General features: G+C 72.3%; 19 protein-coding genes. 9 read left to right on the top strand and 10 right to left on the bottom strand.

Annotated features, from left to right (window positions below):
- Positions 1-38 precede the first annotated feature (38 nt).
- The 6 genes from AB0R04_RS01730 to AB0R04_RS01705 all read right to left on the bottom strand — a co-directional run bounded on the left by AB0R04_RS01730 (position 39) and on the right by AB0R04_RS01705 (position 8,027).
- Positions 39-1,499 (bottom strand): catalase, encoded by a 1,461-nt coding sequence (locus AB0R04_RS01730; protein ID WP_063350012.1) that lies wholly within the window; start codon positions 1,497-1,499, stop codon positions 39-41.
- Positions 1,500-1,621: 122 nt separating this feature from the next.
- A complete protein-coding gene (alc, locus tag AB0R04_RS01725) occupies positions 1,622-2,881 on the bottom strand; it encodes an allantoicase (protein WP_363367151.1) in 1,260 nt (419 codons plus the stop codon).
- A gap of 9 nt (positions 2,882-2,890) precedes the next feature.
- Positions 2,891-4,294: an allantoinase AllB gene (gene allB, locus AB0R04_RS01720; RefSeq protein ID WP_063350011.1), complete on the bottom strand. Its 1,404-nt coding sequence runs from the start codon at positions 4,292-4,294 to the stop codon at positions 2,891-2,893.
- A gap of 260 nt (positions 4,295-4,554) precedes the next feature.
- Positions 4,555-5,697 (bottom strand): glycerate kinase, encoded by a 1,143-nt coding sequence (locus AB0R04_RS01715; RefSeq protein WP_363367149.1) that lies wholly within the window; start codon positions 5,695-5,697, stop codon positions 4,555-4,557.
- 445 nt (positions 5,698-6,142) lie between these two features.
- On the bottom strand, positions 6,143-7,030 hold the full coding sequence (locus AB0R04_RS01710) for a 2-hydroxy-3-oxopropionate reductase (RefSeq protein ID WP_363367147.1): 888 nt from the start codon (positions 7,028-7,030) through the stop codon (positions 6,143-6,145).
- Positions 7,031-7,190: 160 nt separating this feature from the next.
- Positions 7,191-8,027, bottom strand: coding sequence for a TIM barrel protein (locus AB0R04_RS01705; RefSeq protein WP_363367145.1), 837 nt, complete (start codon positions 8,025-8,027; stop codon positions 7,191-7,193).
- Positions 8,028-8,261: 234 nt separating this feature from the next.
- On the opposite strand from AB0R04_RS01705, the gene AB0R04_RS01700 reads away from it, so the two are divergent.
- The 7 genes from AB0R04_RS01700 (at position 8,262) to AB0R04_RS01670 (ending at position 14,257) form a co-directional block, all read left to right on the top strand.
- Entirely contained in the window at positions 8,262-8,507 is a 246-nt protein-coding gene (locus AB0R04_RS01700; RefSeq protein WP_079136014.1) for a thiamine-binding protein, read from the top strand.
- Positions 8,504-8,884: a helix-turn-helix domain-containing protein gene (locus tag AB0R04_RS01695; protein ID WP_363367143.1), complete on the top strand. Its 381-nt coding sequence runs from the start codon at positions 8,504-8,506 to the stop codon at positions 8,882-8,884. Before AB0R04_RS01700 ends, AB0R04_RS01695 begins: the two co-directional genes overlap by 4 nt.
- 274 nt (positions 8,885-9,158) lie before the next feature.
- Positions 9,159-9,662: a 2-oxo-4-hydroxy-4-carboxy-5-ureidoimidazoline decarboxylase gene (gene uraD, locus AB0R04_RS01690; protein WP_363367141.1), complete on the top strand. Its 504-nt coding sequence runs from the start codon at positions 9,159-9,161 to the stop codon at positions 9,660-9,662.
- A gap of 90 nt (positions 9,663-9,752) precedes the next feature.
- Positions 9,753-10,088, top strand: coding sequence for a hydroxyisourate hydrolase (gene uraH / locus AB0R04_RS01685; RefSeq protein ID WP_063350005.1), 336 nt, complete (start codon positions 9,753-9,755; stop codon positions 10,086-10,088).
- Positions 10,089-10,120: 32 nt separating this feature from the next.
- Positions 10,121-11,041: a factor-independent urate hydroxylase gene (gene pucL / locus AB0R04_RS01680; protein WP_363367139.1), complete on the top strand. Its 921-nt coding sequence runs from the start codon at positions 10,121-10,123 to the stop codon at positions 11,039-11,041.
- Positions 11,042-11,324: 283 nt separating this feature from the next.
- Positions 11,325-12,803 (top strand): nucleobase:cation symporter-2 family protein, encoded by a 1,479-nt coding sequence (locus AB0R04_RS01675; RefSeq protein WP_363367137.1) that lies wholly within the window; start codon positions 11,325-11,327, stop codon positions 12,801-12,803.
- Positions 12,804-12,871: 68 nt separating this feature from the next.
- Complete coding sequence (locus tag AB0R04_RS01670; protein ID WP_363367135.1) at positions 12,872-14,257, top strand: 8-oxoguanine deaminase; 1,386 nt, start codon at positions 12,872-12,874, stop codon at positions 14,255-14,257.
- 290 nt (positions 14,258-14,547) lie between these two features.
- On the opposite strand, the gene AB0R04_RS01665 is transcribed toward AB0R04_RS01670, so the two are convergent.
- Together AB0R04_RS01665 and aceB are read right to left on the bottom strand one after the other, a co-directional pair.
- On the bottom strand, positions 14,548-14,934 hold the full coding sequence (locus AB0R04_RS01665; RefSeq protein ID WP_363367133.1) for a gamma-glutamylcyclotransferase: 387 nt from the start codon (positions 14,932-14,934) through the stop codon (positions 14,548-14,550).
- Between the two features lie 153 nt (positions 14,935-15,087).
- The gene (aceB, locus tag AB0R04_RS01660) at positions 15,088-16,740 is read right to left on the bottom strand and encodes a malate synthase A (RefSeq protein WP_363367131.1); all 1,653 of its coding nucleotides are present in this window, start codon (positions 16,738-16,740) and stop codon (positions 15,088-15,090) included.
- Between the two features lie 188 nt (positions 16,741-16,928).
- Here aceB and AB0R04_RS01655 point away from each other — a divergent pair, with 188 nt between their 5' ends.
- The gene (locus AB0R04_RS01655) at positions 16,929-17,726 is read left to right on the top strand and encodes an IclR family transcriptional regulator (protein WP_079136010.1); all 798 of its coding nucleotides are present in this window, start codon (positions 16,929-16,931) and stop codon (positions 17,724-17,726) included.
- 184 nt (positions 17,727-17,910) lie between these two features.
- On the top strand, positions 17,911-18,531 hold the full coding sequence (locus AB0R04_RS01650; RefSeq protein WP_363367129.1) for a hypothetical protein: 621 nt from the start codon (positions 17,911-17,913) through the stop codon (positions 18,529-18,531).
- A 19-nt stretch (positions 18,532-18,550) separates the two neighbouring features.
- Here AB0R04_RS01650 and AB0R04_RS01645 read toward each other — a convergent pair whose 3' ends face one another.
- Both AB0R04_RS01645 and AB0R04_RS01640 read right to left on the bottom strand, forming a co-directional pair.
- Positions 18,551-18,844: a hypothetical protein gene (locus AB0R04_RS01645; RefSeq protein ID WP_363367127.1), complete on the bottom strand. Its 294-nt coding sequence runs from the start codon at positions 18,842-18,844 to the stop codon at positions 18,551-18,553.
- A complete protein-coding gene (locus tag AB0R04_RS01640; protein WP_363367126.1) occupies positions 18,841-20,193 on the bottom strand; it encodes a lipase in 1,353 nt (450 codons plus the stop codon). The genes AB0R04_RS01645 and AB0R04_RS01640 overlap by 4 nt, the downstream gene beginning before the upstream one ends.
- Positions 20,194-20,316 lie beyond the last annotated feature (123 nt).

The raw sequence follows: 20,316 nt of genomic DNA, 5'->3' as shown, positions 1-20,316 counted from the left end.
CAGCCCTCGTTGCGCGAGGCGCGCCATAGCGGGGCGGCTCAGCCCTCGTCGCCCGCCCGCAGCTTGGCGACGGCCGCCTCCAGGCGGGCGCCGTACTCCTCGTCCGCGGCGTGGAAGTGGGCGAGGTTCTTCTCGACCACGTCGTCGCGGCTCACCTGGGCGAGGAAGCCCGCGATGTTGTCGATCAGCCGGGTCCTCTCGCCCGCGGACATCAGCCGGTACAGTTCGCCGGCCTGGAAGAAGTCGTCGTCCTTGGTGTGGGCCGGCGTGGTGTAGGTGCCCGTGTAGCCGTCCAGCCGGACCGGCGCGGCGAGCGCGGTGTCGGTCTGGGCGGGGCCGTCGTACGAGTTGGGCTCGTAGTTCTTGCCGCGGCCGGACTTGTTGACGGCGTGGAGGCCGTCGCGGCCGTAGTTGTCCGCCTCGGTGGCGCGCGGGGCGTTCACCGGCAGCTGGGTGTGGTTGACGCCGAGGCGGTAGCGCTGGGCGTCGGCGTAGGCGAACAGGCGGCCCTGGAGCATCTTGTCCGGGGAGGGGCCGATGCCGGGCACGAAGTTGTTCGGCGAGAACGCGGACTGCTCGACGTCGGCGAAGACGTTCTCCGGGTTCCTGTTGAGCACCAGGCGGCCGACCTTGACCAGCGGGTAGTCGGCGTGCGGCCACACCTTGGTGAGGTCGAACGGGTTGAAGCGGTAGTCCGCGGCCTCGGCCACCGGCATCAGCTGGACGTAGAGGGTCCAGGACGGGAACACCCCGCGCTCGATGGCCTGGTGCAGGTCGCGCTGGTGCGAGTCGGCGTCGGCGCCGAGCACCTCGGCGGACTGGTCGCCGTCCAGCGAGCGGATGCCCTGGTTGGTCTTGAAGTGGTACTTGACCCAGTAGGCGTCGCCCTCGGCGCTGACCCACTGGTAGGTGTGCGAGCCGTAGCCGTTCATGTGGCGGTAGGAGGCCGGGATGCCGCGGTCGCCGAACAGCCAGGTGATCTGGTGGGTCGAGGCGGGCGAGTGGGCCCAGAAGTCCCAGACGTTGTCCGCCTCCTGCACACCGGTGTACGGGTCGCGCTTCTGCGAGTGGATGAAGTCGGGGAACTTGAGCGGGTCCTTGATGAAGAACACCGGGGTGTTGTTGCCGACCAGGTCGTAATTGCCCTGCGCGGTGTAGAACTTCAGCGCGAAGCCGCGCGGGTCGCGCACCGCGTCGCTGGAGCCCAGGTTGCCGGCCACGGTGGAGAACCGCAGGAAGACCTCGGTGCGCTTGCCGACCTCGGCGAGGAAGTCCGCGCGGGTGTACTGCGACACCTCGTCGGTGACCTCGAAGTAGCCGTACGCACCGGAGCCGCGGGCGTGCACGACGCGCTCCGGGATGCGCTCGCGGTTGAAGCGGGCCAGCTTCTCCAGCAGCTGCTGGTCCTGGATCAGCAGCGGGCCGTACTCGCCGGCCGAGGCCGAGTTCTGGTTGTCGGCGACCGGGGCGCCGGACTCCGTGGTCAGGATCTTGGACATGGAGGGGTCCTTCAGGTGTCGATAAAAGCGGTGCGTGGAGAGTGATGTGACGTGACGTCAGTTCTCGGCGCGCGCAGGGCTCCGCCTGATCGCCGAACGGGCGCCGGATCGCCGAACGGGCGTCAGGCGCCCAGCAGGCGCCACACCGCCGAGCGGCGGCGGGAGGAGTGCTCGCCGTCGGGTCCGTCGGCGGGCCGGAGCGCGGCGACGGCGCCGGCGGCCGCGGCCTGGTCCGCCAGCGGGCGGGCGGCGGTCAGCGCGGCGGCCTCGTCGGCGGTCAGGCCGGCCTCGGTGAGGGCCGCGGCGGCCTCGGCCGCCGGGACGGCGTTGAACCAGCGCAGCGCGAGGGCCGCGCGGCCGGCCTCGGTGAGGCGGCCGGTGAGCCGGAGGCGGGCGAGGCCGCCGTCCGGGTGGACGTTGATGCGCACGTGGGTCACCGGGCGGCCGGCGTCGAGCCGGAAGCGGTGCCGGGTGTCGGGCTGCAGGCGGGTGCGGGGCAGGATCTCGAACCATTCGCCGTCGGCCGGGTCCGCCCCGGTCGAGGCGTCGAAGCCGACGAGGTCGGCCCAGCCGGGGGCATTGGCGACGAAGTGGGTGGTGTCCACCTCGGCGGCCAGGGCCTCACCGCCCCCGGCCAGGGCGATCTGCACCCAGTCGTTGGCCTTGTCGCGCCGACGCCGGGTCTCCCAGCCCTCGCCCATGACGGAGGCGCGACCGGGAGCGTTCAGGTTGTGCGGGGAGGAGAAGTAGCGGTCGGACGCCGCCTCGGCCACGCCGCCGTACTCCTGGGCGGCCAGGTCGAAGGTGAGGCCGTCCAGTTCGCGCGGGTCGGGCAGCACCTCGCCGTGGACGCGCAGCCGGGCGACGCCGCCGTCCGGGAAGATGTTGAGGCGGATGTGGGTATAGCGGTTGGCGTCCTCGACGGCGAACTCGTGGGCGGTGTCGCCCTGGAGCGGGGTGCGCGGCACCAGCGTGGTCCACTCGGCGTCCGCGACTTCCTCGGGCGAGGGGTGGCCGGGCACGGAGGCGGCCTCGACGGAGGCGCTCTCCGGGTAGTTGCCGGTGAAGTGGGCGGTGTCCACGACCAGGCCGCGGACCACACCGCCGGCGCCGAGCCGGACGATCGCCCAGTCGTGGTCCTGGTCGGTGGGGTGGGGCTGGTCGGCGGAGACGCCGCGGCGGCGCTTGGACTCCCAGCCGTCCATGATCTGGCCCTTGTGGCCGAAGGTGTGCGGGCGGAACTCGGCGGGCTTGGCGACCAGGAGGTTCTCGGCGTCGGCGAAGGTGTCCTCGTTGGTGGCGACGACGCCCGCGCCGAGCAGCCGCGAGGCCAGGTTGACCAGCTCGGTGAAGGGAGCGCTCGGGGTGTCGGCAGTGGTCACGAAGTCTCCTCAGGACGGGCGATCGGACGGGGTGGTGGGGGCGGCGGCGGGCCGGGTGAGCGGGCGGCCGAAGGGCTCGGCCGAGACGTCCACCGCGCGGCCGCGCAGCCAGGTGGTGCGGACCGCGCCGGTCAGCGTCCGGCCCGCGTACGGGGTCACGGGGTTGCGGTGGTGCAACTCGCGGGGGTGGACGGCGAATTCGCCGTCGGGGTCGAAGGCGACCAGGTCGGCGTCGCAGCCCGCCGCGATGGCGCCCTTGACCCCGGTGAGGCCGGCGAGTTCGGCCGGGCCGGCGGACATCCAGCGGACCACGTCGGCGAGGCCGTGGCCGCGGCGGCGGGCCTCGGTCCAGATCGCCGGCAGGCCCAGTTGCAGGGAGGCGATACCGCCCCAGGCGGCCGCGAAGTCACCGCTGCCGCCGTACTCGGGCAGCAGCTTGAGGTCGGGGGTGGAGGGCGAGTGGTCGGAGACGACGGCGATGAACTCGCCGTCCGCCAGGGCCTGCCAGAGCAGGTCGCGGTTGGTCTCGTCGCGGATCGGCGGGCAGCACTTGAAGGCGGTGTCGCCGTCCGGCACCTGCTCGGCCGCCAGGGTCAGGTAGTGCGGGCAGGTCTCGGCGGTGACCTGGACGCCGTCCTCGCGGGCCTGGCGCAGCAGCGGCAGCACGGCGGCGGAGGAGACGTGCAGGATGTGGACGCGGGCGCCGGTGCGCCGGGCGGTGTCGAGCAGGACGGCGACGGCGGCGGTCTCCGCGTCGGCGGGGCGGGAGGCGAGGAAGTCGCGGTAGTGGACGCCGGGTTGCTGCGGGGCGGCGGCCAGCACGGCCGGGTCCTCGGCGTGGATGATCGCCAGCGCCCCGAGCCGGGCCTGCTCGGCCAGCGCGGCCTCCAGGTCCGCGGCCTCGACGTGCGGGAACTCGTCGACGCCGGAGGGGGCGAGGAAGCTCTTGAAGCCGAACACGCCGGCCTCGTGCAGCGGCGCGAGGTCCGGGACGTTGCCGGGGACGGCGCCGCCCCAGAAACCGAGGTCGACCCAGGCCTGGCCGTCCGCGGCCTTCCGCTTGGCGGCCAGGCCGTCCAGCGTGGTGGTGGGCGGGACGGAGTTGAGCGGCATGTCGATGATCGTGGTGACGCCGCCGGCCGCGGCGGCCCGGGTGGCGGTGGCGAAGCCCTCCCACTCGGTGCGGCCGGGCTCGTTGACGTGCACGTGGGTGTCGACCAGGCCGGGCAGCAGGGCGGTGTCGCCGAGGTCGGCGAGGCCGCCGTCGCCGTCGGGTCGGTCGCCCGCGAGGAGCGAGCCGTACGCGGCGACCTGCTCGATCTTCCCGTCCCGGATCAGCACGTCGGCGGGGCGCTCACCGTCGGGCAGGACCACCCGTCGGGAGCGGATCACCGCTGGCTGGCTGAAAGGCATGGGAGACCTCCGAAACCTGGAAGTTGGGGGTGGGCGCCGGGCAGGAACCGGGCGGGAACCGGAAGGGGAAGCGAAGGATTGCCGGGAGCCTAGGCCCGCCTTCAACAAAACGTCAATGGAGGAACGTACGAGGGAAACGCACGGGGGATCCGCACGCCGCATCGGCATGAGGGACCCGCCCGACCGATCGGCATGCGGGACCGGGACCGGGTACGGCGGATCGGCATGCGGGACCGGGTACGGCGGATCGGCCCGGGGGGTCAGCCGGACAGCAGCTCGCCCGCCAGCCGCTCCCCCGCGACCTCGGCCAGCTCACCGGCCTTGGTCATGCTGTCCCCCGGCCGCTCGGCGAGGTCGGTGAGGGCGATCGCGGCGGTGAACCCGGCGGCCCGCCACTCGGGCTCGGACAGCTCCAGCCGCCCCGCCACGGCAGCTACCCGAACCCCCGCCCGGGCGGCCGCCGCGGCAACGCCGGCGGGGGCCTTGCCGTGGAGCGTCTGCGCGTCCAGACAGCCCTCGCCGGTCACGACGAGGCGTGCCCCACGCACGGCCTCGTCGAAACCCAGCAGTTCGAGCAGCAGCTCGATACCGGGTCGCATGGTGGCGCCGAGCAGCGCGAGGGCGGCGAAGCCCACCCCGCCGGCGGCCCCGGCGCCGGGGGCGTCGCGCACGTCCCGTCCGGTGGCCAGGGCGACCTGGTCGGCGAAGCGGGTCAGGCCCTCCTCCAGGATCACCAGGTCGTCGCCGTCGGCGCCCTTCTGCGGGCCGTAGACGGCGGTGGCGCCGCGCGGGCCGAGCAGCGGGTTGTCCACGTCGCAGGCCACGACGATCTCGACGCCGGCCAGCACGTCGGCCAGCGGGCCGGGCTCGATCCGGTCGAGCCTGCGCAACGCGGCTCCGCCGGGGGGCAGTTCGGCGCCATCGGCGTCGAGCAGGCGGGCCCCGAGGGCCTGGACCATGCCCGCGCCGCCGTCGGTGCAGGCGCTGCCGCCGAGGCCGAGCACGATCCGCTTGGCGCCGAGCGCCACGGCCCGGCCGATCAGCTGGCCGACGCCGTAGGAGCCGGCCGCGAGCGGGGCGGTGCGGCCGCCGGGGAGCCGGGCGAGACCGGAGGACTGCGCCAGCTCGACCACGGCGGTGTCCTCCCGCACGGCCAGCGCGGCGTCCACCGGCAGGCCGGTCGGGCCGGCCACCTTGGCCGGGACGCGGGTGAATCCGGCCGCGAGCGCGGCGGCCAGGGTGCCCTCGCCGCCGTCGGCGACGGGCAGTTCGCGCACCTCGACGCCGGGCGCGGCGCGCCGGACGCCGGCGGCGATCCGGGCGGCGACCTCGGCGCCCTCCAGGGTGCCCTTGAACTTGTCGGGAGCTACGACCACATGGCCCTGGTGGGGGGTGACGGGCATGGTGCGGTCCTCACTTCCGTACGGGGTCTGGCGATGTTTCGACAGCCTGTGCCAAGCATGGGCCCGGGTGCACCTGGGGTGCGACCCCCCGTCAGGAGAAACGTCCCCGCTCGGGAGATACGCCCCCGGTCAGGAGATACGCCTCCCGCCGGGAGGGTGCGACTCCCGTCGGGAGGTGCGACCCCCTCCCCGCCGTTCCCCTCGTCCCGCTTCCGACGTACGAGAGGCTCCCCTCGGCGGGGAGGGGGCCAGGCGAGGCGTACCGGCACGACCGAAGTGCCCCCGACAGGGGAGGTACGCATCACCGGCTGGATCGACCGGCGGGCGGGCGGATGAGCCCCGGTCCCGGCCGCCGGTCGGGTCTGGCCTCCTGGTGGCGCGGGCACGACCGGATGAGGTACACGCCACCAGGAGGAGTTCACGGGGGCCCGAGGAGCCCCGGGGCCTACTTGACCTCGCGGCCCGAGAGGCGCTCGACGCCGCGCAGCAGCGCCGAGTGGTCGAGCGAGCCGTCGCCGTTGGCGCGGGCGGAGGCGACCAGCTGGGCCACCACGGCGCCGACCGGCAGCGCGGCGCCCACGGCGCGGGCGGCGTCGGTGACGATGCCCATGTCCTTGTGGTGCAGGTCGATCCGGAAGCCGGGGGCGAACTCGCGGCCGACCATGTTCGCCTTCTTGCGGTTCAGCACGGTCGAACCGGCCAGGCCGCCGCCGAGCACGTCCAGCGCGGCGGGCAGGTCGACGCCGGCGTTCTCCAGGAACACCACGGCCTCGGCGAGCACCTGGATGTTGACGGCGACGATCAGCTGGTTGGCGGCCTTGACGGTCTGGCCGGCGCCGGACGGCCCGACGTGGATGACCGTGGTGCCCAGGACGTCGAACAACGGCTTGGCCTCGGCGAAGTCCTCGGCGGCACCGCCGACCATGATCGACAGCACCGCCTCGACGGCACCGGCCTCGCCACCGGAGACCGGGGCGTCCAGGGTGCGCACGCCCTTCTCCTTGGCGGCCGCCTCGACCTTCTGGGAGGTCTGCGGGGTGATCGAGGACATGTCGATCACGAGGGTGCCGGGCCTGGCGTTCTCCAGCACGCCGCCCTCGCCCAGGACGGCCTGCTCGACGTGCGGGTCCGCCGGAACCATGGTGATGACGACCTCGGCGTCCTTCACCGCGTCCGCGATGCTGGTGGCGCCGTGGCCGCCGGCCGCGACCAGGGCGTCGATCTGCGGCTGGGTGAGGTTGTAGCCGGTGACGTGGTGGCCGGCCTTGACCAGGTTGGCGGCCATCGGGCTGCCCATGATGCCGAGGCCGATGAAGGCGATCTTGCGGCTCATCGCGTCGTTCCTTACGTCGTTCGTGGGGTGGGGAGGGTGGTGGGCCGGGCTTGCTCGGCGGCGTATGGCCCGCCTACGCAGCGGTGCCGTGCCCGCTCACGCGGCGGCGGTGCTCGCCTACTCGGCGGCTGCTCGGCAACTACTCGGCGGCTACTTGCGGCTACTCGGCGGCGCGGTGCTCGCGCGGCAGCCACCCGAAGCTGTCGGCGCTGACGCCGGTGGAGGGCCGGTACTCCAGGCCGATCGGGCCGGTGTAGCCGGCGGCGGTGAGCCGGGCGAAGAGGTCCTCGAAGTCCAGCCCGCCGGTGCCGGGCTCGTTGCGGCCCGGGTTGTCGGCGATCTGCACGTGGCCGAACCGGTCGGCGTAGGCGTCGATGACGGCCGGCAGGTCCTCGCCGTTCCTGGCCAGGTGGTACAGGTCGCAGAGGAACTTCGCGTTGCCCAGGCCGGTGGCGGCGTTGACCTTGTCGACCACCTCGACCGCGGCGGCCGCGGAGACCAGCGGGTAGTCCGGGGACTCCGCCGTGTTGAGGGCCTCGATCAGCAGGATCGCACCGATCTCGTGCGCGGCCCCGGCGGCGAGCACCAGGTTCTCCAGCGCGAGGGCGTCCTGCTCGGCGGCCTCGACGCCTTCGATCCGGTTGCCGTACAGCGCGTTGAGCGCCTTGGCGCCGAGCGAGGCGGCAAGCCCCGCGGCGACCAGGACGTTGGCCCGGAAGCGGTCCTTCTCGGAGGGCACCGAGACGGTACCGCGGGCCCCGAGGGTGAGGTCGTCCAGGAAGTTGAGGCCGGTGAGCCGCACGCCCGCGTCGCCGAAGGCCTTGCGGAGGGTGTCCAGCTCGGCTTCGGACGGGGTGGGCTCGGCGCCGAAGGGCCACCACAGCTCGGCGGCGGTGAAACCGGCGGCGGCGGCCGCGGCGGGACGCTCCAGCAGCGGCAGTTCGCCGAACAGGATCGACAGGTTGACCGTGAAGCTGTGCCGGGAAGCGGCCGTCACGTCACTCACCTCTCACTCTCTTCCGAGATCCGCAACTTCCACGATCCGGAAGAGGGATTCTGCTTGGTGGAAGCATCTCCGGCTCGGCGAGCAGGTGTCAAGACCGCCGCAACATTTTGTTGAAGAAGCCCGGACGCGAACCCGAAGACCCCCTTCCGCCGGTACCGCGGCCGTCGGATCGACCGGCCCCTGCCCGCCCGCACCGGCGCTCGCTACAGTGAGCACGTGCGATTGATGGTGGAGTTCACGACAGAACCGTTCGAACTGGACACGTTCCCCGAGCACGCCGCGGCGGCCCGCCAGGTCGTCGACGAGGCCGGCCTGGCCGTCTCGGTCGGCCCCTTCGGGACCGGCGCCGAGGGCGAGGCCGACCAGGTGCTCGCCGCGGTGACCAAGCTGCTCCGGGAAACCCTGACCGCGGGCGCGACCCGGATCTCGGTCCAGGTCAGTGTGCTCGGCGAGGAGGGCGGTACGCCGTGACCGAGCACGTGGAGCACCCGCTCGCCCTGGCGATCAAGCCGCTGCTCGACGCCGTCGGCGCGACGCCCGTCCGACTGGACGAGGCGAAGTCCGAGGACGTCGTCCTGGAGTGGGAGGGCGCCCCGGCGATCGCCGTCCGGCTGCCGCACCTGAGCAGTGCCCTGGACCGGCTGCTGGCCGAGATGGCCCGCCAGTTCGACGGCCGCCCGCTGGCCGAGCTGGACCGCGGGGAGAAGCAGCGGGTCGTCGCCCTCCTGGAGGAACGCGGCGCCTTCACCGTCCGCCACGGGGTCGAGACGGTCGCCTCGGCACTCGGCGTCAGCCGGTTCACGGTGTACAACTACCTCAACCGCCAGGACGGCTCGAAGCCCTCCTGACCCCGGTCGATTCCCCGGCCGATCCCCCGGTCGATTCCTCCAGCACTTCCGCCAGGACTTCCTCCTGACGGAAACCTTCCGAACGGACGGACCCCGCCGGCGCGGCCAGTCTGAACCAGCCCCCGGCGGGGCGCACTTGGCGAATCGCACACGAATCGCGCCGGCAACGGCGGCCGGTTCAAAACGTAACCACCAACCGTTCAACAAAGTGTTGACGGCCGGGTGGGGTGGATCTAGCTTGTGCGGGTGGCACCACTCTTCAGGAGGTCCACCCGTGACCAACCACCCCCACACCCTTGACGCCCTGGCCGCGGCCGACGCCGCGGACCTGGAAGCCGTTCTGCTGGAGGTCTGCTCCAGCCCCCACTGGGCCGCCGACGTCGCGCGGGCCAGGCCCTGGCCCGACCGGGAGTCCCTGCTCGCCGCCAACGCGGCGGCCATGGCCGGACTGACGGTCGCCGACCTGCACGACGCGATGGCCGGCCACGCCCGGATCGGCAAGCCCAAGACCGACGACGCCACCTCGCAGCGGGAGCAGGCCGGCATCCAGGGCGCGGACCGAGCCCTCCTCGACGAACTGCACGAGGCCAACGCCGCCTACGAGGCCAAGTTCGGCCACGTGTTCCTGATCTGCGCGACCGGCCGCACCGCGGCCACCATGCTCGCCGCCCTGCGCGAGCGCCACCCCAACGACGCCGCCACCGAGGCGGAGATCGTCCGAGGCGAACTGCGCAAGATCAACGACATTCGGCTCAATCACCTGCTCGACGCATCCTGACGGGCCCCGGCGAACCCTGACAGATCCTGACGGATCGTTAGAATTTGCTGACGAACGATCACCTCTGCCATCAGTAAGGTCACTTCACCCATGACTGGCATCTCCACCCACGTGCTCGACACCAGCCTCGGCCGCCCGGCCGAGGGCGTCCCGGTCGAGCTCGCACTGCACACCGAGGGTGGCTGGCAGGTGCTCGGCACCTCCGCCACGGACTCCGACGGCCGGGCCAAGGACCTGCCGGCCGTGGAGGCGGGCTCGGTCGTCCGGCTGCTCTTCGACACCCGCGCCTACCACGCGCTCAAGTCCGCGGAGCCGCCGTTCTTCCCCGAGGTCTCGATCGTCTTCACGGTCGCGCCCGCGCAGCACCACTACCACGTGCCGCTGCTGCTCAACCCGTTCGGATACTCGGTCTACCGCGGAAGCTAGTAGACCGACCTGGAAGCTCTAGGAGCCACGTCATGGCCCACGTGCTCGGTCAGAACCAGTACGGCAAGGCGGAGAACCGCATCGTGCGGGTCTACCGCGACTCCACCCGGCACGAGATCAAGGACCTGAACGTCTCGGTCTCCCTCCGGGGCGAGTTCGAGGACGTCCACCTCACCGGGTCGAACGCCAACTGCCTCCCCACCGACACCACCAAGAACACCGTGTACGCCTTCGCCAAGGAGCACGGGATCGAGTCGGCCGAGGCCTTCGGCATCATCCTGGCCCGCCACTTCGTCGACGACACCGAGCGCGGCGTCGTGCACAGCGCCCGGATCCGGATCGAGGAGTACGCCTGGGACCGGATCAAGACGCCGGACAACTCGGCCCGCTTCATCGGCTCGGAGGAGGTCGGCCACTCGTTCGTCCGCAACGGCCAGGAGACCCGCACCACCGAGATCGTCTACGACGGCGAGACCGTCCAGGTCGTCTCCGGCCTCAAGGACCTCATCGTCATGAACTCCACCAACTCGGAGTTCTGGGGCTACATCAAGGACAAGTACACCACCCTGCAAGAGGCGTACGACCGCATCCTCGCCACCCAGGTCACTGCTCGCTGGAAGTACGGCTACGACGGCCGGGACGGCGAGGCCCAGCCCAACTGGAACCGCTCCTACACCCACGTGCGGCGGCACCTGCTGGAGGCCTTCGCCGAGACCTACTCCTACTCGCTGCAGCAGACCCTGCACTCGATGGGCACCCGGGTCCTCAACAACCGCGCCGAGGTCGACGAAGTCCGCCTGGAGCTGCCCAACAAGCACCACTTCCTCGTCGACCTGGAGCCCTTCGGCCTCAAGAACGACAACGAGGTCTACTACGCCGCCGACCGGATGTACGGCCTCATCGAGGGCACCGTGCACCGCGAGGGCGTCGTCCCGGTCATCCCCGTCGCCTGACCGCCCCACCCCCATGGACACCGCCCGGAATCGCCGCACCCGCCGGCCCCCGAACGCCGGCCGCGTCCGGGCGGGCCGCAGTACCCGCACCACCAGCCCCACCAGCGCCACCCGTTCCACCAGTTTCTCCACCCCCACCCACCGGAGTTCGTGTCTGCCTCGCGGCGGCCGGCCCGGGGCACTGGAGAAGCACCCCGAGGGACTCCTGCACCGCCGTCCCGCCCTCGGGGCAGCTCCAGCGCCGCGGGCGCGCCGGGAGTCACGGGCACAAGAGGGGCTCGACATGGCACCCAGCGACACCAGCAGTAAAGACGGCGGTTCCACCCCGGAAAGAACCCCTGGCCCGGACGGCACGTCGGCACACCTCCCCGGTGAGCCGTCCGGGCCCGGGACCCACCCCGTGGACGAGTTGCTGCCCCCGGTGAAGCTCTTCTCCACCGGACTCCAGCACGTCGCCGCGATGTACGCGGGAGTCGTCGCACCCCCGCTCATCGTCGGCGCCGGCGTCGGGCTCTCCCCCGCCGAACTCGCCCTGCTCATATCGGCCAGCCTGTTCACCGCCGGACTGGCCACCCTGCTCCAGACCCTCGGCATCTGGAAGATCGGCGCGCGACTGCCGTTCGTCAACGGCGTCTCCTTCGCGGGAGTCGCGCCCATGATCGCCATAGCCAAGGGCTCCATCGAGAGAACGGGGGGCCCGAAGGACGCCCTCCCGGTGATCTTCGGAGCGGTGATCGTCGCGGGGATCCTGTGCTTCCTCGCGGCACCGTACTTCTGCAAGCTCATCCGGTTCTTCCCCCCGGTCGTCCAGGGCACCGTGATCACCCTCATCGGGGTGTCCCTGCTTCCGGTGGCGGTCAACTGGGCACGCGGCGGCTCGCCGGGCGCCCCCGGATACGGCTCCATGCGGGCCGTCGGGCTCGCCGCGATCACCCTCGTCGCGGTGGTGCTCTGCAACCGGCTGCTGCGCGGCTTCTGGCAGCAGCTCTCGTTGCTCATCGGCCTGGCGCTCGGCACCCTGATCGCCTTCCCGCTGGGCCTGGCCGACTTCGGCGCGGTCAAGGACGCGAAGGTCTTCGCGCTCCCCTCCCCGTTCCACTTCGGCGCGCCCGTCTTCGACGCCGCCGCGATCGTCTCGATGTGCATCGTCATGGTGGTCGCCATGACCGAGTCCACCGCCGACATGCTCGCCCTGGGCAAGATCGTCGAGCGCGAGGCCGACGAACCCACGCTCGCCGCCGGCCTGCGGGCCGACGGACTGGCCACCGCGCTCAGCCCCGTCTTCAACGGCTTCGCCGCCAGCGCCTTCGCCCAGAACATCGGGCTGGTGGCACTGACCAAGATCCGCAGCCGCTTCGTGGTCGCGGCCGGCGGCGGCATCCTGATCCTGCTCGGGCTCTTCCCGGTGCTCGGATCGCTCGTCTCCCTGGTACCGCAGCCCGTCCTGGGCGGCGCCGGGATCGTGCTCTTCGGCACCGTCGCGGCGAGTGGCATCCGCACCCTCGCGGAGGCCGGGATGGAATCCAGCTCGAACACCATCCTGGTGTCCGTGTCACTCGGCGTCGGCATCATCCCCATCGCGGTCCCGACCTTCTACGACTCCTTCCCGGAGGCCGTCCGGACCCTGACGCACTCCGGAATCTCGGCCGGCTGCGTGATGGCCGTCCTGCTCAACCTGCTCTTCCACCACGTCGGAGCCGCCCGCCGGACCAGAACCGGCCAGGCCTCCGGCGCGACGGTGCCGACGGCGACACCGTCCTGACCGACCCGGGAGGGGTACACGCCGCGCGGCGCACGCCCCTCCCGGCCCTCCCCCATAGGAGTGACACCATGGCAGTCCAGCCCCCACCCGCCGACCAGCGGATCGTCATCGAGAACGTCGCGATCGCCACCGTCGACGCCCACGACACCGAGTACGCCCGCGGCCACGTGGTCATCCTCGGCAACACGATCGAGTCGGTCGGCGACGGACCCGCCCCGCAGTGGCTGGACAACGTGGTGCGCCGGATCAACGGCGAGGGCCACCTGATCACCCCCGGCCTGGTCAACACCCACCACCACTTCTACCAGTGGATCACCCGCGGCCTCGCCCAGGACGACATCCTCTTCGACTGGCTCGTCGCCCTCTACCCGACCTGGGCCCGGATCGACGAGAAGCTCGTCCACGCCGCCAGCCAGGGCTCCGCCGCCGCCCTCCTCAAGTCCGGCTGCACCACCGCCTCCGACCACCACTACGTCTTCCCCAAGGACGGCGGCGACGTCCTCGGCGCCTCCATCGAGGCCGTCCAGGAGCTCGGCCTGCGGTTCACCGCGCTGCGCGGCTCCATGGACCGCAGCAAGAAGGACGGCGGCCTCCCGCCGGACCACGCGGTCGAGGAGCTCGACGACATCCTCACCGCCTCCGAGGCCGCCGTGGACACCTACCACGACTCCTCCTTCGGCTCGATGCTGCACATTGCCATCGCGCCCTGCTCGCCGTTCTCGGTCTCCACCGACCTGCTCCGTCAGTCCGCCGAACTCGCCCGCCGCAAGGGCGTCCGGCTGCACACCCACGGCTCGGAGACCGCCGAGGAGGAACAGTTCTGCAAGGAACTGTTCGGCATGGGCCCGACCGACTACTTCGAGTCCGTCGGCTGGCTCGGCGAGGACGTCTGGATGGCGCACTGCGTCCACATGAACGACTCCGACATCGCCAAGTTCGCCGAGACCGGCACCGGCGTGGCCCACTGCCCCTCCTCCAACGCCCGACTGGCCGCCGGGATCGCCCGCGTCCCCGACATGCTCAGGGCCGGCGTCCCGGTCGGCCTCGGTGTCGACGGCACCGCCTCCAACGAGTCCGGCGAACTCGGCACCGAGCTGCGCAACGCCCTGCTGATCAACCGTCTGCACGGCTCCCCGACCGCCCTCACCGGCCGCCAGGCACTGCGGCTGGGCACCATGGGCGGCGCCCGGGTGCTCGGCCGCCAGGACGAGATCGGCTCGGTCGAGGTCGGCAAGCTCGCCGACCTGGCGCTATGGAAGATCGACGGCGTCCTGCACTCCTCCATCGCCGACCCGGTCGCCGCCCTCACCTTCGGCGCCCTGCCGCCGCTGGCCGTGCTGTTCGTCAACGGCAACGCCGTCGTCGAGAAGGGCCAGCTGACCACCGTCAACGAGGACCGGATCGCCCGCGCCTGCGCCCGCGCCGCCAAGGAGCTCGCCGCCCGGCCGCTCTGACGCCCCGCCGCTGCTCCTCCACCCCTGAACTCCGGGCCGCCCAGGGACGGTGCGTGACCCGGACTCCGCGACCCGGCCTTCCCGGCCGGCGCGCGGACCGCAGCCCCGGACCCACGGCGAGGGTCCGGGGCTGCGGCGTGCCCGGGGGTGGGTGACAAGTGACGGATAACAGCGAACAGATAACAGATGACGAAAGTTGTCATCTGTTATCTGTTCGCTGAAATCTGTTCGCCGTGATTCGCTTGCTGTGATCCGTCCGCTGTGGTGCGTCCGCTGCTACGCGCCCGGTCTCAGGCGGTGCGCCCGAGCGAGCCGAGGTAGGCGCGCCAGCCGCCGTGGTGGGTGATCTCGCGGTGCACCCCCCGCTCCACCTCACCCCGGGCGAGCAGCATCGACAGGCAGGCGGAGCCGTCGTCGAGCTCGATGACGCCGAGCTCCAACTCCCGCGGCTCGCCGGGGAGGACGACGTCGCGCAGGTGCTCCAGGGTGATCTCGTAGAGCTCGCCCTCGATGGCCGTGTCGACCGCCGGATCGGCGAGCAGGCCCGGACAGACGTCGTCGATCGAGAAGAAGCGGTAGCCGGGGGCCGTCCGGGCCGGGCCGATCAGCGAGTCGGCGACCTTGGCGTGGAACGGTCCGCCGACCATGGCCTGGCCGTTGAAGAAGATGCGGGGCACGGTTGAACTCCTTACCGGGTACCGGGAAAAGGCCGTTCCGCACGGCGACGAGAGGCCAGCTGGAATCGTCGCCGTACGGAACGGAGCAATGGGCCGGCGGGACTGCTACAGCCTGGCAGGCGGCAGCGGCGGCGCCGGCGGATAGATTGGGGCTCAGCCCAGCAGGGGAAGCGCGGGGAGGGTCAGGAAGTCCGCGAACTCCTCGGCCAGGGCGACCTGTTCGAAGAGCTGGGCGGCCTCTCGCCAGCGGCCGCCGGCGTAGGCATCCGCACCCAGCTCGGCCAGGAGTTCGGCCAACTCCGCGGCGACCAGGGCGCGGACGAGGTCCGCGGTGGCCTTCTCGCCGGTGTCGGACAGGACGACGCCGTTGTGGATCCACTGCCAGATCTGCGAGCGGGAGATCTCGGCGGTGGCGGCGTCCTCCATCATGTTGAAAATGCCGACCGCGCCGAGGCCGCGCAGCCAGGCCTCGATGTAGCGGATGCCGACCTGGACGGCGTTGTGCAGCCCCGCGCGGGTGCAGGTGCCGCCGGCGCCGGCGATGTCGAGCAGCTGGGTCGCGGTGACCGGCTCGGAGGGCCCGGGGTCGTCCTTCTGGTGGGGGCGCTCGCCGAGCACCGCGTCGAAGGAGGCACGGGCGACCGGCACCAGGTCCGGGTGGGCGACCCAGGAGCCGTCGAAGCCGTTGCCGGCCTCGCGGTCCTTGTCCGCCTTGACCTTCTCCAGGGCGGCGGCGTTGACCTCCGGGTCCCTGCGGCTGGGGATGAACGCGGCCATGCCGCCGATCGCGTGGGCACCGCGCTTGTGGCAGGTCTGCACCAGCAGGCGGGTGTAGGCGGCCATGAACGGCGAGGCCATGGTGACGCTGTTGCGGTCCGGCAGGATGTACTGCTCGCCGGCGTCGCGGAAGTTCTTGACGATCGAGAACAGGTAGTCCCAGCGCCCGGCGTTGAGGCCGGCCGCGTGGTCGCGCAGCTCGTACAGGATCTCGTCCATCTCGAACGCGGCGGTGATGGTCTCGATCAGCACGGTGGCGCGGACGGTGCCGTACGGGATGCCGAGCGCGGCCTGGGCGTGGGTGAACACGTCGTTCCAGAGCCGGGCTTCGAGGTGGCTCTCGGTCTTCGGCAGGTAGAAGTACGGGCCGGAGTTGGGGTCCTCGGCGCCCTTGGCGAGCAGCCGGGCGGCGTTGTGGAAGAAGTACAGGCCGAAGTCGAGGAAGGCTCCGGCGACCGGGGTGCCGTCGACGAGCAGGTGGTTCTCGTCCAGGTGCCAGCCGCGCGGGCGGACCACGACGGTGGCGAGTTCGGCGGCGGGCTTGAGGGCGTACGCCTTTCCGGCGGGGGTGGTGAAGTCGATCCGGCCCTCGAAGGCGTCGATCAGGTTGATCTGGCCGCTGACCACGTTCTCCCAGGTCGGGGAGGTGGCGTCCTCGAAGTCGGCGAGCCAGATCCGCGCGCCGGAGTTGAGGGCGTTGATGACCATCTTGCGGTCGGTGGGGCCGGTGATCTCGACCCGGCGGTCCTGGAGGGCGCGGGGCGCCTCGGCGACCTTCCAGTCGCCGGCCCGGACGTCGGCGGTGTCGGGGAGGAAGTCCAGCGTGCCGGCCCTGGCGATCTCCGCCCGGCGGGCCTTCCGCCCGGCCAGGAGCTCCTGTCGGCGCCCTTCGAAAGCGCGATGGAGGCCGACGACGAAGGCGACCGCCTCCGGAGTGAGCACCTCCTCCGCCCGGTGAACGCGCGGACCGGCGACAGTGACGACCGGAGCAGCGGGGGAGGCGCCGACGGGTCCCTGTTCTGTAGCCATGGGCAGGACACTCCTAAGCGGTTGAGCCTGGCGGAGGGAGCTCCGGTGGGAACTTCCTTGATCGGAACCCGCCTGTCGGCGAGTTCGATTCTGTAAGGTGGAGACTAGTTTCCGCGATACAGAATTTCAACGGTTTGTTGATGTGATCGCCGGGACTCTACTCCTCCCCGACAGCGAAGGGAACGCCGGTGGTTTCGACCCCCGACACAGCACCGACGACCAGCACGGACCGCGCGACCGGCGGTGTGCAGTCCGTCGAGCGCGCCTTCCAACTCCTGGAGGCGCTGGCCGACTCCGGCGGCGTGGCCACCCTCAGCGAGCTCTCCGCCAGCTCCGGCCTGCCGATGCCGACCATCCACCGCCTGGTTCGTACCCTCGTCCAGCAGGGCTATGTACGCCAGGACACCGCGCGTCGCTACACCCTCGGCCCGCGGCTGATCCGCCTCGGCGAGACGGCCGGCCGGCTGCTCGGCAGCTGGGCCCGCCCCTACCTGGCCGAACTCATGGAGGCCACCGGCGAGACCGCCAACCTGGCGGTGCTGGAGGGCGGCGAGGTGGTGTACGTCGGGCAGGTGCAGTCGCGGCGCTCGATGCGGATGTTCACCGAGGTCGGCCGACGGGTGCAACCGCACTGCACGGGCGTCGGCAAGGCGCTGCTCGCCCAGCTCCCCGAGGACGAGGCGCGCGCCATCCTGGGCCCCAACCCGCTGCCCGCGCACACCGAGTACACCGTCACCGATCCGCAGGAACTGCTGCACCAGCTCGCCGAGGCGCGCGAGCGCGGCTACGTGGTCGACGACCAGGAGCAGGAGATCGGCGTCCGCTGCATCGCGCTCGCCGTACCGGGCGCACCGACGCCCACCGCCCTGTCGGTGTCCGGCCCGGAGGCCCGCATCCGGGCCCTGGAGGAGCAGACCGGCGCGTCCTCGCTGGTGCCGGTGATGCACCACATCGCGACCCGGCTGGGGCAGGTCCTCGCCCCCTGACCTGCCGTCAGCACCCGTTTCACGCATGGGAAGTCGGTCCCGCCGACTTCCCATGCGCACGTTCCCTCGTTCGAGCGGACGCCGAGCGGGTTGCACCGGGCCCCGGCGCAGGCTCCGCCACCCTGGTGCGGACGCGGCCCGCAACGGCGCGGGCGGCCGGAGCACAGGAACAAGGTGGACGACGATGACGTACAGGCGTTCGGCAGCGCGGGGCGGGTCCAACCAGGGCGGGCCCGGGCAGGCCGAGTCCGGGCAGGCCAGCAGGCTCTGCGGATTCCGCGCGGCCTCGCTGGTCGCGGCCGTGGCGGCCGGCTGTTCGGTGGCGACGCTGGCCGCCGGCCCGTCCTGGGCGCTGCGGCGGCCCGAGCCCCGGCCGGCGGTGGATACGGCAGCCCCCGCGGCGTCCCGCTCCGATCTGGAGGTGGTCCGGCTCGACCCGGACGCCGCCCCGCCCGGCGGCACCACCACCATCCACGCCTTCATCGCCAACCGCGGCCCGGACACCACCGCCGCACCGTTCACCGTGCTGGTGACACTGCCACCCGGGGTCACCCCCGAGGGCCCGTACTTCCCCGAGGACTGCGAGGTGCGGCTCAACGGCCGGCAGGTGCGCTGCGTCTTCCCGGCCGGACTGCCCCCGCTGCGCAGCGCGACCGCGCTGGTGCCGGTGCGACTGTCCCCGGACCTGCCGATCGGCAAGCTCACCGGCGGCTCGGTCGCGGTGCGCGACGTGGACGACCCGGACAAGGGGAACAACCGGCAGCCGTTCGACATCACGGTGGTCGAGACGGCTCCCGGTTCCTGACCCGAAAGACCCGACGGCCCTACCGGTACACGCGGACGTAGTCGGCGGCGAAGGTGATCGGGGCGGTGCCCTGCGGCGCCGGGTGGCATTTCCCCGCACCGACCGACAGGTTGAGGATCAGGTACGCCGACCAGTTGGCGCCGACGCCCTTGCCGTCCGAGAACACCTTGGCGCTCGCGTCGGTGTAGTACCTGGGGTTGCCGGGGCTGACGTGGTTGGTCGGCTCCAGCAGGTTCGGGTTGTCGGGGTGGTATTCGAAGGAGTCGACCTCCCCGTTGTCCACGGCCCACGGGCCCACGGGCCCACGGGTCAAGCGAGCCAGTTGTCGACCTGGCTCTCGGCCTCCGGTGCCCAGGCGAGTTCCAGGTGGTTGAGGCCGGTGAGCAGCCGGGTGCCGCCGATCGTCGCGATGCCGGTGGTGTCCAGCGCGCTCGCGGTGAACACGATGCCGTCGCTGGGCCCCCGGTTCTCGTTGAGCACGCCCGGGATGTCGGCGGACCCGCCCGCGAGCAGGTAGGTACGCACCGACGCCGGGACGCCCGCCTGTTGCAGCGGCGCGATCAGCGAACCGGCGTCGATCGCCGCCTGGATGCCCTGGCCGGAGGTGTAGAAGCCCTGGCCGCCGTAGTAGGTGGTCCACCAGTCCTGGGCGGTGCCGTCCACCCCGTACCGGCCGTCCCAGCGGGCGAGCAGCTGGCGCTGGCCCGGGTAGCAGTCGTAGCCGCCGGTGGGCAGCACGCCGAGGCAGGGCTGCGCGGTGTACGTGCCGTAGCAGGTCATGTACAGGTGCGGGGACGGCGCGTTGGCGGTGCCGCCGCAGGCCGGCCAGCTCGCGAGGTCGAACGACCAGCCGTGCGCGTACACGTAGTCGAGCCCGCCGTTCGGGCCGCCGAGGGTGATCAGGCGGCGCACGTCGCCCGCGTAGGCCCGCCCCCAGGACGGGCGCACCGAGGACACGTACGCCCGGGCGGCGACCTCGCCCTTGCTCCACGCCACCACGTCCACCTGGGGGACGCCGAGGCGGGCCCGGATCAGCGCGACGGCGTCGCCGACGGCCTGCGCCTGGAGCAGGTTGTCGCCCTGCTTGTGGGCGAAACCGATGGCGAACACCCGGTGGCCGGTGCCGGCGAGGTACTGGGCGAGGCCGGTGGACGGGCAGGCCGAGGCGCCGCAGGTGCCGCTCTCCCCCGGGTTCGCCCAGGCGCGGTCGGCGTTGTCGTTGGCGCCGTGGACCAGCAGCACGGGAGTCGGGCGGCTGCCGGTGTCCCAGCCCGTCGCCGAGTACAGCAGGAAGCGGCTGGAGGAGGGCTGGCCGGTGCCGCCGAAGTACGTCCGGCGGGCGCCGTCCTGGTCGCCACGGCCGTCGGCCGGGTACTGCTCGGCGCGGAAGCCGGGGGTGGTGTCGAGGTAGCGCTCGACCTTGGCCCAGCCGTTGCCGGGGGCGGGGAAGGCGGCTTCGAGGGTGAGCGGGGCGGTGGCCGCCTGGACGGCGGTCTGGGCACTGGCGGTCCGGGCGGGGGCGGCCTGGGCGGCGTCGGCCTCGGCGGGGGTGGGGGTGCCGAGGAGCAGCGCGGCGAGGGTGAGCAGGAGGGCGGACAGCGCGGCAGGGGTGCGTCTGATGCCGGCGGGGGTGTGCCGCACGGGAGTGGGGGTGCGTCTCATAGGGGTGGACGGTAGGACCGGCCGTCGGCGGGCGCCCAGGTGCCGGTCGCACACCCCGCAGGCCTGCGCGGTGGCAGCCGGTGCCGTGGCGCACCGCCCACGGGTGCGCCCACCCGGCTCACC

The organism is Kitasatospora sp. NPDC056731 (assembly GCF_040687675.1).
Taxonomy (GTDB): domain Bacteria; phylum Actinomycetota; class Actinomycetes; order Streptomycetales; family Streptomycetaceae; genus Kitasatospora.
The sequence above is the reverse complement of the archived record's forward strand: the minus strand, read 5'-3'. Positions and strand labels throughout refer to the sequence as shown.